This is a genomic window from Alcanivorax sp., from assembly GCF_040119285.1.
Lineage (GTDB): Bacteria > Pseudomonadota > Gammaproteobacteria > Pseudomonadales > Alcanivoracaceae > Alcanivorax.
In genome coordinates this window covers 562,066-575,867 of sequence record NZ_JBEDTY010000032.1, presented here as the reverse complement: position 1 = coordinate 575,867, position 13,802 = coordinate 562,066, and the positions used below count along the sequence as shown (strand labels likewise).

Annotated in this window: 9 protein-coding genes; 6 read left to right on the top strand and 3 right to left on the bottom strand. The window is 54.4% G+C overall.

The window, feature by feature from the left end; genetic code table 11:
- Window positions 1-10 precede the first annotated feature (10 nt).
- The 5 genes from ABNH10_RS12070 (at window position 11) to ABNH10_RS12050 (ending at window position 6,574) form a co-directional block, all read left to right on the top strand.
- Window positions 11-1,816, top strand: a complete 1,806-nt coding sequence (locus ABNH10_RS12070; RefSeq protein ID WP_349386168.1) for an extracellular solute-binding protein — start codon at window positions 11-13, stop codon at window positions 1,814-1,816.
- Complete coding sequence (locus tag ABNH10_RS12065; protein WP_502877130.1) at window positions 1,813-2,892, top strand: microcin C ABC transporter permease YejB; 1,080 nt, start codon at window positions 1,813-1,815, stop codon at window positions 2,890-2,892. Before ABNH10_RS12070 ends, ABNH10_RS12065 begins: the two co-directional genes overlap by 4 nt.
- Entirely contained in the window at window positions 2,892-3,935 is a 1,044-nt protein-coding gene (locus ABNH10_RS12060) for an ABC transporter permease (protein ID WP_349386167.1), read from the top strand. Before ABNH10_RS12065 ends, ABNH10_RS12060 begins: the two co-directional genes overlap by 1 nt.
- Window positions 3,932-5,533, top strand: coding sequence for an ABC transporter ATP-binding protein (locus ABNH10_RS12055; protein ID WP_349386166.1), 1,602 nt, complete (start codon window positions 3,932-3,934; stop codon window positions 5,531-5,533). Before ABNH10_RS12060 ends, ABNH10_RS12055 begins: the two co-directional genes overlap by 4 nt.
- 243 nt (window positions 5,534-5,776) lie before the next feature.
- Window positions 5,777-6,574: an enoyl-ACP reductase FabI gene (locus tag ABNH10_RS12050; protein WP_035458284.1), complete on the top strand. Its 798-nt coding sequence runs from the start codon at window positions 5,777-5,779 to the stop codon at window positions 6,572-6,574.
- 687 nt (window positions 6,575-7,261) lie between these two features.
- Here the strand turns inward: ABNH10_RS12050 and ABNH10_RS12045 are convergent.
- Entirely contained in the window at window positions 7,262-8,047 is a 786-nt protein-coding gene (locus tag ABNH10_RS12045; protein WP_349386165.1) for a DUF481 domain-containing protein, read from the bottom strand.
- Window positions 8,048-8,057: 10 nt separating this feature from the next.
- Window positions 8,058-8,876 (bottom strand): mechanosensitive ion channel family protein, encoded by an 819-nt coding sequence (locus ABNH10_RS12040; RefSeq protein WP_349386164.1) that lies wholly within the window; start codon window positions 8,874-8,876, stop codon window positions 8,058-8,060.
- A 300-nt stretch (window positions 8,877-9,176) separates the two neighbouring features.
- On the opposite strand from ABNH10_RS12040, the gene metH reads away from it, so the two are divergent.
- Window positions 9,177-12,878, top strand: coding sequence for a methionine synthase (gene metH / locus ABNH10_RS12035; protein ID WP_349386163.1), 3,702 nt, complete (start codon window positions 9,177-9,179; stop codon window positions 12,876-12,878).
- 73 nt (window positions 12,879-12,951) lie between these two features.
- Here metH and ABNH10_RS12030 read toward each other — a convergent pair whose 3' ends face one another.
- A complete protein-coding gene (locus ABNH10_RS12030; protein ID WP_349386162.1) occupies window positions 12,952-13,743 on the bottom strand; it encodes a DUF2189 domain-containing protein in 792 nt (263 codons plus the stop codon).
- Window positions 13,744-13,802 lie beyond the last annotated feature (59 nt).

Below are 13,802 nucleotides of genomic sequence, written 5' to 3'. Positions count from 1 at the left end.
AGGAGTCTTTATGGCCGTTAACCGCAGCCTGCTGCGAGGGCTATTGGTGGGTTTGTGCGCTCTTTCCGGCCTGGCACATGCCGATATTCACCGCAGCCACGCCATGGCCATGCATGGCACCCCAAAATATTCGGCTAATTTTCAGCACCTGGATTATGTGAATCCGGAGGCACCCAAAGGCGGAACATTACGCCGTCACGTCATCGGCACGTTCGACAGCCTGAACCCTTTTGTGCCTAAAGGGACTGCCGCCGCCGGTATAGGCTCCCTTGTTTATGACACCCTTACCACGCGCGCCGAGGACGAACCCTTTACCCAGTATGGTTTGTTGGCGAAAACTATCGAATGGCCCGAAGACCGCAGCTGGGTTCGCTTTCATCTGAATCCGAAAGCCACCTTCAGCGACGGCAAGCCGGTGCAGGCCAGCGATGTGGTATGGACCTTCAACACACTGATCAAGGACGGCGCGCCCTTCTACAGTTTCTATTACAGTGGCGTCGACCACGTTACCGCCGATGACGCACACACCGTGACTTTCCACTTCAAGCCCGGTGACAACCGTGAGCTGGCACTGATCATTGGTCAGCTTCCTGTTCTACCCGAACACGTATGGAAAACCCGTGATTTTACCAATGCCGGCTTTGAAAAACCGATTGGCTCCGGCCCCTATGCCGTCAGCAAAGTCGATACCGGCAAACAAATTACCTACCAGCGCCGCCAGGATTACTGGGCCAAAGACCTGCCCATCATGCGCGGTCGCAATAACTTCGATACGGTTTCTTTCGATTATTTCCTGGATGACACCGTGGCCCTGCAAGCATTCAAGCGTGGCGATTATGATTGGCGCTTCGAGATCAGCTCAAAGAACTGGGCCACCAGCTACAAGGGCAAAGCCTTTGACGAGGGTGAGCTGGTTAAGGAAGAGGTGCCCCACTCAAACCCGGCAGGAATGCAGGGGATCGTCTATAACCTGCGCAATCCGCTCTTTGCGAATGTGGCACTGCGTGAGGCCATGGCCTATGCACTGGATTTTGAATGGTCCAATGCCAACCTCTTTTATGGCCAATACAACCGCACGCGCAGCTATTTCCAGAACTCCGATATGGCCGCCACCGGCCTGCCCTCCGAAGCAGAGCTGAAGCTACTTGAACCGCTACGCGACGAGATTCCCGAGCGTGTTTTCACGGAAAGTTACCAACCACCGAAAAGCGATGGCAGCGGCCGCCCACGAGCTAACCTTGCGCGGGCCCAGACGTTGTTGAAAAACGCAGGCTACCAAATCAACGACAGTCAATTGCACACCCCAAACGGCGCGCCAGTAAGCTTCCAGATAATGCTGCATCAGCCCGCATTTGAACGCATTCTTCTGCCGTTTGCTCGCAATTTGAAAGCACTGGGTATCGATGCACAGGTGGTCAAGGTAGACACCAGCCAATACGTAGAGCGCATTCGTAACTTCAACTTCGACATGGTGGTCAGCTCCTTTGCCCAATCTTCCTCCCCGGGCAACGAGCAACTGGAGTATTGGAGTAGCAGCGCTGCCGACAACCCGAGCAGCCGGAACATTATCGGCATTCAGAATCCGGCTGTGGACACACTAGTCGATGCCATTGTCACCGCCACCACGCGCGATCAGCTGGTTACCGCCAGCCGTGCCCTGGATCGGGTACTGCAATGGAATTTCTATGTGATCCCCAATTGGTATGCGGACCACCATCGTCTGTCCTACCGCAGCCGCCTGAAACACCCACCTTTGCCTGAATACGTGGGCATTGATGGTGCCATCGACACCTGGTGGGACAGCAACGCGCAATGATGCGACTTTATATTGCCAAACGTTTGCTGCTCATCGTCCCCACCCTGTTCGGCATTCTATTACTGAACTTTGTGGTTGTGCAGGCAGCCCCCGGTGGCCCAGTGGAAAAAACCCTGGCGGAATTGCAGGGCATTGGCGGGGGCGCAGGCGGCAGTTTTGCGGGTGGCAGCGTGGATACACTCAGTAGTGGTGGCGACTACCGAGGTTCCAAAGGCCTTCCGCCGGAACTGGTAGAACGAATTCAAAAACTCTATGGCTTTGATAAACCGGCGCCGGAACGTTTTTGGCTGATGGTGAAAAGCTACCTGAGCTTCGATTTCGGCGAATCTTACTACCGTGACCGTTCAGTAACCGAACTTATCGTCGAGCGCATACCGGTATCGCTGTCACTGGGGCTGTGGAGCACCCTGATTGCCTATATGGTTTCCATTCCCCTGGGCATTCGCAAAGCCGTGAAAGACGGATCACGTTTTGATATCTGGAGCAGCACCGCCATTGTCATCGGTTTTGCCATTCCCAGTTTCCTGCTTGGCATCCTGTTGATCGTGCTGTTTGCCGGCGGTTCTTACTTTGAATGGTTCCCCCTGCGCGGCCTCACCTCGGATAATTTTGAGCAACTGAGTCTGTTTGGCAAAGTGACTGATTATCTGTGGCATATCACCTTACCTACCCTCGCGATTGTCGCTGGCAGTTTTGCCACCCTGACCATGCTGACGAAAAATTCTTTCATGGATGAAATCCGCAAGCAGTACGTGCAAACCGCTCGAGCCAAAGGGCTAAGCGAAAAACAGGTGTTGTACGGCCATGTATTTCGCAACGCCATGTTGATCATTATCGCCGGCTTCCCCGCTGCCTTTGTGGGCATGTTTTTCACTGGGGTACTGCTTATCGAGTTTATTTTTTCCCTCGACGGCCTTGGCCTGCTCGGCTTCGAGTCAGTGATTAACCGGGACTACCCGGTAGTGTTTGGCACCCTGTTTATCTTCACCCTGATTGGCTTGTTGCTGAAATTGGTCAGCGACCTGACCTACATGTGGGTGGACCCGCGCATTGATTTCGAGCGGAGGCAGAGCTAATGGCCTTTAGCAACCCGCTCACGCGCAACCCGGTCTGGCAACGCCAGTGGCAGGCGTTTCGTTCAAACAAACGTGGCTATTGGGCGCTATGGATTTTTGTCACCCTGTTTGTCATCAGCCTCGGTGCCGAGCTGATTGCCAACGAAAAGCCGCTACTGGTCAGCTACGATAACGAGTTCTACGTTCCCGTCTTCAATACCTATCCGGAAACCACCTTTGGCGGTTTTTTCGAATCGGAAACCAATTATCGCGACCCAGTCGTCAAAGACCTGATTAACGATAAGGGCTGGATGCTGTGGCCACCGGTTCGCTACAGCTATAACACCATCAATTATGATCTGGCGGTGCCAGCACCGGCCCCACCATCAGCCGAAAACTGGCTCGGCACAGATGATCAAGGCCGTGATGTATTGGCAGGCTTGATTTACGGCTTTCGTATTTCTGTCCTGTTCGGGTTGGTATTGACCATCCTTTCCAGCATCGTCGGCATTATTGTCGGGGCAATTCAAGGCTACTATGGCGGCTGGCTGGATCTGGCCGGTCAGCGTTTTCTGGAAATCTGGTCGAGCATGCCCACGCTGTACCTGATCATCATCATTTCCAGCTTTGTGATACCCAGTTTCTGGACACTGCTGGTGATCCTGCTGCTATTTTCCTGGATGGCTTTGGTCGATCTGGTGCGGGCAGAGTTTCTGCGTTGCCGGAACATGGACTATGTCCGTGCCGCCCACGCCATGGGCGTTCGCACTCCGGTTATCATGTTCCGGCATATGCTGCCCAATGCCATGGTCGCCACTATTACTTTCCTGCCATTTATTCTCAACAGCGCAGTGGTCACCCTCACCTCTCTTGATTTCATCGGCTTCGGCATGCCGCCAGATGCACCTTCGCTGGGCCGACTGGTCGGCCAGGGAAAAGCCAACCTGCATGCTCCCTGGTTAGGCATCAGCGTCTTCGCCACTCTCACGTTGATGCTGACTTTGCTGGTATTTATCGGTGAAGCCATTCGCGATGCGTTCGACACAAGGAAGTTTCTGCAATGAGTCTGTTACGCATCGAAGGGCTGAGTATTCGTTTCGCCGGTCAGCTTGCCGTTGATGACATGTCACTGGAACTCCATCCCGGCCGTATGCTGGCGCTGGTGGGCGAGTCTGGTTCCGGAAAATCCCTCACTGCCCTGTCGGTGATGGATCTGCTGCCGGAAAACGCACAGTGGCAGGCAGAAAGCCTGCAGCTGGATGGCACCGATCTACAGTCACTCAACCGCGAACAGAAACGTAAACTGCGTGGTGGCCGTATCGGCATGATTTTCCAGGAACCGCTGACCGCCCTCAATCCCTTACATACGGTAGAGAAGCAAATCAGCGAAAGCCTGTTCGTCCATCAGGGCATGAGCAAGCAGCGGGCCCGTGAGCGCTGCCTGTCGTTGCTGGAGCAAGTCGAGCTCCCCGCCACAGCCGATATGCTGAGCCGTTATCCGCACCAACTTAGCGGCGGCCAGCGGCAAAGGGTCATGATCGCCATGGCGCTGGCTAATGAACCTCAGATACTCATCGCTGATGAACCGACCACCGCCCTGGATGTAACGGTACAAGAAACCATTCTCGATCTGATCAAACGCTTACAGAAAGAATTGAATCTTTCCATACTATTGATCAGCCACGACTTGGGTGTCGTCAGCCGTTTTGCCGAAGACATTGTGGTCATGCATAACGGCAAGCGTGTGGAGTCTGGCCCCACCGACACCGTACTAAGCCAACCAACGCAAAATTATACTCGTCACCTTATCGAGGCGGAGCCACAGGGGCGCGCCAAGCCATTGCCCGATGGCACCCCCGTGCTGCTGAGCGCCACCAACATGGCAGTCACTTTCAAGGGCAAGCGCCAGTCTCTATTCACGCCACCAAGCCTGCTACACGCGGTAGACCACATCAATCTCACCCTGCGCAAGGGGGAAACCCTGGGTATCGTTGGCGAATCGGGGTCCGGTAAATCGACCCTCGCCCTGGCTTTACTGCGCTTGATCAAGAGTGACGGTGACATTGACATGAATGGCACTGATATTCGCGCCCTCTCTCGCACAGGGTTACGGCAATGGCGCAGCCGTTTTCAAGTGGTATTCCAGGACCCCTATGGCAGCCTCAACCCGCGCATGACCGTAGGCCAAATCGTCGCCGAAGGCTTGGCGGTTCACGCTCCAGAGCTGACGAGTACAGAGCGGGAAAATCGTGTCGGTCGCATTCTCGAGGAGGTCGGGCTGCCCATTACCGTTCGTCACCGCTACCCCCATGAGTTCTCTGGCGGGCAACGCCAGCGCATTGCCATTGCCCGTGCGCTCATCATGGAGCCTGCATTACTGGTGCTGGACGAACCCACCTCAGCGCTGGATCGCAGTGTTCAGCACCAGATACTGGAATTACTGAAGGCACTACAAGAGCGACGGGGACTCAGCTATCTGTTTATCAGCCATGATTTGAAAGTTATCCGTGCTATTTGTCACCGTGTGCTGGTGATGAAAGACGGCAAGACCGTGGAACATGGCGAAACTGAGGCCATTTTCGAAAACCCGCAGCAACCGTACACCCAGACGCTGATCGATGCGGCCTTTGCCAACAGCAGGAAACAGACGGTTGCACTTTGATCGCCCTTGATCGGGCGTAATAACCGGACTAATTGCCTATAATTAGTGACAAGTTCAAAGTTGAAAGTTAAAAGCGCAGATCACATTAGCGGCAATCTGGACTACCTTCATCGTAAACCTTGCGGTAGTAGAGCTGTTTACTTCCAGGCTCGGGAATGGTTTATGCCGATAGCAAGCAAGCCAGATCGTGCTTATTAACTTTCAACTTTCAACTTTCGACTCAAAAGTATATCGAGGATGAACATGGGATTTCTTGCAGGCAAACGTTACCTGATTGTCGGAGTCGCCAGCGACCGCTCCATTGCCACCGGAATTGCTGAAGCCATGCACCGCGAAGGTGCTGACTTAGCTTTCACCTACCAGAATGACAAGCTGAAAAGCCGCGTACTCAAAGCCGCAGAGCGCTATGGCAGCAGTGAAGCCCTGTGTTTCCCCTGTGATGTCACCAGCGACGAGGCTATTGATGCCGTTTTCTCTGAACTCGGCAAACAATGGGATGGCCTCGACGGCATTGTGCACGCCGTCGGTTTCGCCCCCGCTAACGAACTGGATGGTAACTTTGTCGATGTAGCCACCCGCGAGGGTTTTCAGATTGCCCATGACATTTCCAGCTATAGCTTCGTAGCTCTGGCCAAGGCCGGAAAAAGCATGTTGGCTGGCCGTAATGGCGCCCTGCTCACCCTTACCTACCATGCTGCGCGCCAGTCTGTACCGAACTACAACGTGATGGGCATGGCCAAAGCCAGCCTGGAAGCCTCAGTGCGTTACCTGGCCGCCAGCATGGGACCAGACGGTGTGCGGGTAAACGGCATCTCTGCCGGCCCTATCCGTACCCTTGCAGCCTCCGGCATTAAGAAATTTCGCAGCATGCTGGATTACAATGCGGCCAAAGCACCATTACGCCGCAACGTAACCATTGAGGAAGTGGGCAATACTGCTGCCTTTCTATGCTCAGACTTGGCCTCCGGCATCACCGGCGAAATCACTTACGTCGATGCTGGTGCGAGCACTGTGTCCATGCCGTTCGAACTGGAGCTTTAAAAGCAGAGCGTTCTTCATTTTAGCGAGTTTTGCTGACAAAAAAGCCCCCCTAAACGGTGGGGCTTTTTTGGTTCAGTGGAGCACTCCGGGAAAGCGGTATGGGTACGGGCCTTAGCTTACACAGAGCATCTGCCGACCCTCGTTTAGCCATTAGCCACGCAGGCATAACGGTTGCCTTTGAAAAGGGCAACCTCATCCATCATCTAGTACGCACCTGACTGAGATCCGGGGCACTAAATCGTGTTCCAGCCGGATCGTGTCGATGGCCTTGAGTTGAAGATGCGCCAATACAAACCAGTCAGGGAGACGATCTGATTTGAGCGGCAACAGGTACAGTGCTTCTGCTTGCTGGTGAGGCGCTCTGTGAGGCGAGAATAGAAGGACAATCTCACTGCACATCGCAGTGAGGGTGGTTCAGCCGCTCTACAGCGGTGAGTGACGAGGGATCGGCTGAGTTGCACAGGTACTTAGAAGCAGATGAGGGGGGGCGAGACGTGGAGGGAAGAAACCTTCCTCGGCCACTCCACGCAAACGTAGCATTTAACAGGGTGGCAGTGTCTTTGTTGTGTTGCTTGGTCTCACAAACAACATGACTCGGTGCACCGCTCGCCCCCTACCCGTTTCACTCTAATCCGCGATGGATTAAAAAATCGCTTGTCGAGACTCCTGCTACCTCTTAGGGCCCTGCTACAGAAGCGTGTAAACCACACCTACAGAAAAAGTATGGTCAGTTTCATTGGTCCCCGAAGGGGCCGAAGAATCGTTCTCAAGCAGATGACGTAGACGTAACGCGAAACGTGAGTTGATTGCCGTGGTCAGAGAGGTTTCCGCCCGGCTATCCGCTCCATCATCACCAATTTCTGTGGAAAAATCCTCTTTGAAAATGGTGTTGTCGCTGACTTGAAGCTCATATTTGATACCGACGCGCGCGATGGCATTCTCTTCGGAGTCATGGCAGCTCATATAGCTGTCTTGGGGCTCTAGGCACTTTACTCGATAACCTGGGCCGATTTCAGCATCCAGAGTCTGCACATCCGAATCAATCCAGCGGCGGCCCACACCAATAGCGTAACTGGCCTCGTAGTGATAACCCGAGAAGTTGTCTTTCTGATAGGTCAGCACATTGAACAGGTAGTTCTTGGCGTCTTCACCCAGCTTACGATCCAGCTTGTAGGAAGCGAAGTAATTCTCATCGGTACGGTTGTATTCTTCCGTATCGGGATCTTCCTCCTTCTCGTTATTAGCCTCAGCCTTAAATGTATGACGCCATTTCGCGCTGTCTCGGGCCATATTAACGTTAGCATTGGTTGAGTCGGAATTGGTGTTGCCTCGCTTGAATAGCAGCCCGACACCAATTTCCCCGGACCACTTCGAAACTTCACTGCCTTCGTCAGTGGCTGCGTCTTCTGCAGCTACAGAAACCGCCGGAAGACCGGCGGCTAGCAGCATGGCAGCGATTGTCTTACTGCGCATGTATGACTCCTTAATCGTTTTTATCGAGATGTACGTCCATCTGCGGGAAAGGAATGCCAATCCCCGCATCATCAAAGCGGCGTTTCACAATTTCAGTGGTATCCCATAGAACGGGCCAATAGTCCGCACTCTTCACCCATGGGCGACACAGGAAGTTCACTGAGCTATCTGCCAACTCACCCACAACGATAGTCGGCGCAGGATCCTTGAGAACACGCTCATCCGCAGCCAGAACGTCTTCCAGCACCTTCTTAACCACGGAAAGGTCAGCATCGTAAGCGACACCAAAGACCATATCCACCCGGCGAGTCGGTTTTTCGGAATAGTTGATGATATTGCCGGACATGATGGCACCGTTGGGAACAGTCACCACTTTGTTGTCCGGGCTGTTCATGATGGTAGCAAAAATGCGGATTTCCTTGACGGTACCAGAAGCCCCACCGGCTTCCACGTAATGCCCCACGCGAAACGGCTTGAACAGGATCAACATGACACCCGCGGCGAAATTACCGAGGGAATCTTTCAACGCCAGGCCGACTGCCAAGCCGGCAGCACCCAGAATCGCTACCAGAGAGGTTGTTTCAATGCCAAGCTGATCCAGAGAGGCGATAACCACAAAAACGAACAAAAGTACATGAACGATGCGTCCCAAGAAGGTTGCCACCGTTTCGTCCATACGCTTATTCAGCAATTTTTTCACCCCGCTACTCAGGCGGGCAACAATCCAGCTACCAATAATGAAAATGGCCAGTGCCGCAGCAATGCTCCAGGCATACGGCACCAGGTTTTCATTGGCAAAGGTTTCCAGTTGAGTCAGATATTGATCCATTAAGCGTACTCCTCATCCAGTGAGGGCGAATTATGCCCGTTCCTGCGGCAACCCCAAGTCAAGGCGCTGCCACCAGCGCAGGATTTTACAGAAATTTCATAAACACGGCGCGGAAATACCTGTGATTTCAGCACCAAGGTTGCTGCAAGCATGAAACCTAATGGCGAATATAACCACTCCGCCACCGGCCACAGGGGGCTCTACCCGCTATTTGAGCAAGAAAAGCCTCCCATATTGGGTATCTGCGCCCTACCCCGCTATAATGCATGCCCCAATTTTCCCGCCTTTGTCGGAGCCATCATGTCACAGAACCCGCGCGTTCAACTTACTGCTCAACTTAAAGAACGCATCCTGATTCTTGATGGCGGCATGGGCACCATGATTCAGCGCTGCAGGTTCAGTGAAGAAGAGTTTCGTGGTGCCCGATTTGCTGATTGGCCTAGCGATTTAAAGGGGAATAATGACTTGCTCAGCATGACCCAGCCTGAGCGAATCAAAGCTTTGCATAAGGGCTACCTTGATGCCGGCGCGGATATCATCGAGACCAACTCCTTTAACTCCACGTCTATCGCCATGGCCGATTACGCCATGCAAGACCTGGCCCGTGAGATCAATGTGGCCGCCGCTCGCGTAGCCCGCGAAGCGGCAGACGAAGCCTCCACTCCGGATAAGCCCCGTTATGTAGCCGGGGTGCTCGGCCCCACTAACCGCACAGCCAGCATCAGCCCGGATGTGAACGATCCCGGCTACCGCAACACCCATTTTGATGCCCTAGTAGAGGCATACCTTGAGGCCCTTGATGGCCTGGTAGAAGGCGGCATCGATATGGTCCTGATCGAAACCATCTTCGACACGCTGAATGCCAAAGCTGCTGTTTTTGCAGTAGACCAGTATTGCTATGAGAACAATCTCGATCTGCCGGTGATGGTGTCGGGGACGATCACCGATGCGTCAGGTCGTACCCTCACGGGTCAAACCACGGAAGCGTTTTACAACTCCCTGCGCCATGCCCGACCGATTAGTTTCGGCCTGAACTGCGCCTTGGGGCCCATGGAGCTACGCCCCTATATTGAAGAGCTGTCGCGAATCTCAGAAACCTACGTGTCCGCCCACCCTAACGCTGGCCTCCCCAACGAAATGGGCGAATATGACCTGGATCCTGCCACCATGGCCAAAGAAGTACGCGCCTGGGCAGAGAAAGGTTTCCTGAACATTATCGGCGGCTGCTGCGGGACCACCCCTGAACATATCGGCGCCATGGCCGAGGCGGTCGAAGGACTCGCGCCACGGCAATTACCCGAGATCGAGGTAGCGTGCCGCCTTTCCGGCCTGGAGCCCTGCACCATTACCAAGGACTCCCTGTTCGTCAACGTGGGTGAACGCACCAACGTGACCGGTTCCAAGCGTTTTCTACGCCTGATCAAAGAGGAAGATTACGACACCGCCTTGGACGTGGCCCGCGACCAAGTTGAAAACGGCGCTCAGATCATCGACATCAACATGGACGAGGGGATGCTGGAATCCGCCGAGTGCATGGTGAAATTCCTCAACCTGGTAGCCTCAGAGCCAGAAATCTCCAAAGTGCCAATCATGATCGATTCCTCCAAATGGGGGGTGATCGAGGCAGGCCTGAAGTGCATCCAGGGCAAGGGTGTGGTGAATTCGATTTCCATGAAGGAAGGTGAAGATGCCTTCCTGCACCAGGCTCGGCTGCTGCGTCGCTATGGCGCCGCCGTTATCGTGATGGCATTCGATGAAGAGGGCCAGGCGGACACCCGCGAACGCAAGGTGGAAATCTGCACCCGTGCTTACAAGCTGCTCACAGAGGAAGTGGATTTTCCGCCCGAAGACATCATCTTCGATCCCAACATCTTTGCCATCGCTACCGGTATCGAAGAGCACAATAACTACGCCGTGGATTTCATTGAAGCAGTAGGTGACATCAAGCGCACCCTGCCCCACGCCATGATTTCCGGCGGCGTTTCCAATGTGAGTTTCTCGTTCCGTGGCAACGACACCGTACGCGAGGCCATTCACGCAGTGTTCCTCTACTACGCCATCAAAAACGGCATGGACATGGGTATCGTCAACCCCACCATGCTCGCCATTTATGCGGACATCCCTGACGAACTGCGCAACGCCGTTGAAGACGTGGTGCTCAATCGCAACGAAGACGGCACCGAAGTGCTGCTCGATCTCGCCGAGAAATACCGGGGTAGCGGCGCCGAAAAAGCCAAGAAAGAGGACCTGGCCTGGCGCGAATGGCAAGTAGAAAAACGCCTGGAGCATGCTCTGGTTAAAGGTATTGCTGACTACGTGGAAGAAGACACGGAGCTGGCCCGCCAGAACGCCGTGCGCCCACTACACGTAATCGAAGGCCCGTTGATGGACGGCATGAACGTGGTTGGCGACCTGTTTGGCGAAGGCAAAATGTTTCTGCCGCAAGTGGTGAAATCCGCCCGGGTGATGAAAAAAGCAGTGGCCTATCTGATGCCCTTCATGGAAAAAGAAAAGGAAGAAATGGGCACCCAGGATGAAGCCAATGGCAAGATTCTGATGGCCACCGTAAAAGGTGATGTGCACGACATCGGCAAGAACATTGTCGGGGTAGTACTGCAGTGCAACGGCTATGACGTGGTAGATATGGGCGTCATGGTGCCCTGCGACAAGATCCTGGAGAAGGCGAAAGAAGAGAAGGTCGATATCATTGGCCTGTCCGGGCTGATCACGCCCTCACTGGAAGAAATGGTACATGTAGCCAGCGAAATGCAGCGCCTGGAAATGGATCTGCCACTGATGATCGGCGGCGCCACCACCAGCCGAATTCATACTGCAGTAAAAATCGACCCTGCCTACGAGCAGGCGGTGGTCCATGTGGCGGATGCCTCTCGTGCGGTGGGCGTGGCGTCCAAGTTGCTATCCAAGACCGCCAAGCCAGAATATGTCGCCGAAATCAAAGACACCTACGAGGCGCTTCGCGTGCGACGCCAGCAGCAGCAAGTGGATCGCAGCCTGATCTCCATTGATCAGGCAAGGGAACAACGCTTCCAGCCAGATTGGAACGGCTACACACCTCACGAGCCCAAGGTGAAAGGCCTAAAGGTCTTCGACGATTATCCGCTGAACGACCTGATACAGCGTATTGACTGGACGCCCTTCTTCCGTGCCTGGGAGTTGGCGGGCAAGTTCCCCCGCATTCTGGAAGACGAAGTGGTGGGGGTTGAAGCGACTAAGCTCTACCGCGACGCCCGGGAGATGCTTGATAAAATAGTTGAAGAAAAGTGGCTAACCGCCCGTGCTGTAATAGGTTTTTGGCCAGCCAACTCTGCTATGGATGATATCGAGCTATACCGCAACCCTGGCGACAAGGAGGCTTTCATGACCCTCCACCACCTGCGCCAACAGCTGGACCGGAGCAAGAACGACAAGCCGGACTTCTGCCTGAGCGACTTTATCGCACCGAAAGAAACCGGGATCACCGATTGGCTGGGCGGCTTTGCGGTAACCGCAGGCATTGGTATCGACGAACACGTGGCCCGCTTCGAGGCCGATCACGACGACTATTCCGCCATCATGCTCAAGGCCCTGGCAGACCGGCTGGCCGAAGCCTTTGCCGAACGCCTGCATGAAAAAGTCCGCAAAGACTATTGGGGCTACGCCAGTGATGAAGTGCTGAGCAACCAAGACATGATAAGCGAGAAATACCAGGGCATTCGCCCTGCTCCCGGCTACCCAGCGTGCCCGGACCACACCGAAAAAGGCCTGCTGTGGCAACTGCTGGACCCAGAGACCCATGCGGGCATGACGCTCACAGAAAGCTACGCCATGCTGCCCACAGCGGCGGTGTCTGGCTGGTATTTCGCTCACCCGCAAGCCAAGTATTTCGGCACGGGTAAGCTGGCCAAAGATCAGATGGATGACTATGCGGCCCGTAAAGGCATGCCGCGCAAGGAGATTGAAAAAATGGTGCCCCATCTGCTGGGCTACATGGACGATAAATAAACAGACCACGGAAACGTTTTGCAGGAGGAACGCCAAGCGCATTGGGGCCTGCAGAACGGATTTTCCGACCCTGTTATGGCTCTTCCGGCAGATCGAACCGGCTCGACCACTCTCTGGCATCAATGACTTCGCGGTAACCATGCCAAGTGGCATAGCCCAATACCGGCAACAACACCAGCAGGCCCAAATAGGCCGTCAGCAACCCGACCAGTAAGCAGGCACCGATCAGACAGGCCCACAGAAACAAAGGAAACTTGTTACGCAGCACCGCATTGGTACTGGTAATCACCCCCGTCACCATGTCGGTCTTTCGATCCATAATCATCGGTAACGAAAACGTACTGACAATAAAGACGATGGCACAGAACAGCGCACCGACACTGCTCCCTACCCCAAAGAACAACAGTACATTCTCTAGGTGCCATTCGTTCACCGGGTAAAAGATATACATCAAGTTGGCTGCCCGGGCCCAAACCAGAAACACCACCACCAAGATCACCGTAAACGTCAGAGCGTCACCAAAGCAGGAGCGTGCCTGAGAAAGGCTCTGCGACAGACTGGGGCGGCGACCTTGCTGCAACTGGATACTAATAGCGTAAAGGTTAAGCGCCAGCAGGGGGCCAAGAAAGACAAAACCGGAAAGCAGCCCCAGATACAGACCCATGTTCCCGAACCACCAAGCCGCAGCAGTGATCAGATAACTGACCAGCACCATGATGGCACCATATACTAGGCTCGCCCCTGGGGCGGCCAGGAAATCTGTCCAGCCCTTATGCAACCAGCGTAACGGCGCGGCGTTGTCGATAGTACGGCATGGCGCCACGAACGGACGAGTATCTTCTTGTTGGTGTGGGGATTGGCGCATGGCAGCGGCCTCAGTGAGAGGAAAACCTGTAGCTCAAACACATTGTACGGATCGTCTGA

What these genes read in the sequence shown, in the direction of transcription:
- ABNH10_RS12070 (WP_349386168.1), top strand. Translation starts at nt 11, where the DNA reads ATGGCCGTTAACCGCAGCCTGCTGCGAGGGCTATTGGTGGGTTTGTGC.
- ABNH10_RS12065 (WP_502877130.1), top strand. Translation starts at nt 1,813, where the DNA reads ATGATGCGACTTTATATTGCCAAACGTTTGCTGCTCATCGTCCCCACC.
- ABNH10_RS12060 (WP_349386167.1), top strand. Translation starts at nt 2,892, where the DNA reads ATGGCCTTTAGCAACCCGCTCACGCGCAACCCGGTCTGGCAACGCCAG.
- ABNH10_RS12055 (WP_349386166.1), top strand. Translation starts at nt 3,932, where the DNA reads ATGAGTCTGTTACGCATCGAAGGGCTGAGTATTCGTTTCGCCGGTCAG.
- ABNH10_RS12050 (WP_035458284.1), top strand. Translation starts at nt 5,777, where the DNA reads ATGGGATTTCTTGCAGGCAAACGTTACCTGATTGTCGGAGTCGCCAGC.
- ABNH10_RS12045 (WP_349386165.1), bottom strand. Translation starts at nt 8,047, where the DNA reads ATGCGCAGTAAGACAATCGCTGCCATGCTGCTAGCCGCCGGTCTTCCG.
- ABNH10_RS12040 (WP_349386164.1), bottom strand. Translation starts at nt 8,876, where the DNA reads ATGGATCAATATCTGACTCAACTGGAAACCTTTGCCAATGAAAACCTG.
- metH (WP_349386163.1), top strand. Translation starts at nt 9,177, where the DNA reads ATGTCACAGAACCCGCGCGTTCAACTTACTGCTCAACTTAAAGAACGC.
- ABNH10_RS12030 (WP_349386162.1), bottom strand. Translation starts at nt 13,743, where the DNA reads ATGCGCCAATCCCCACACCAACAAGAAGATACTCGTCCGTTCGTGGCG.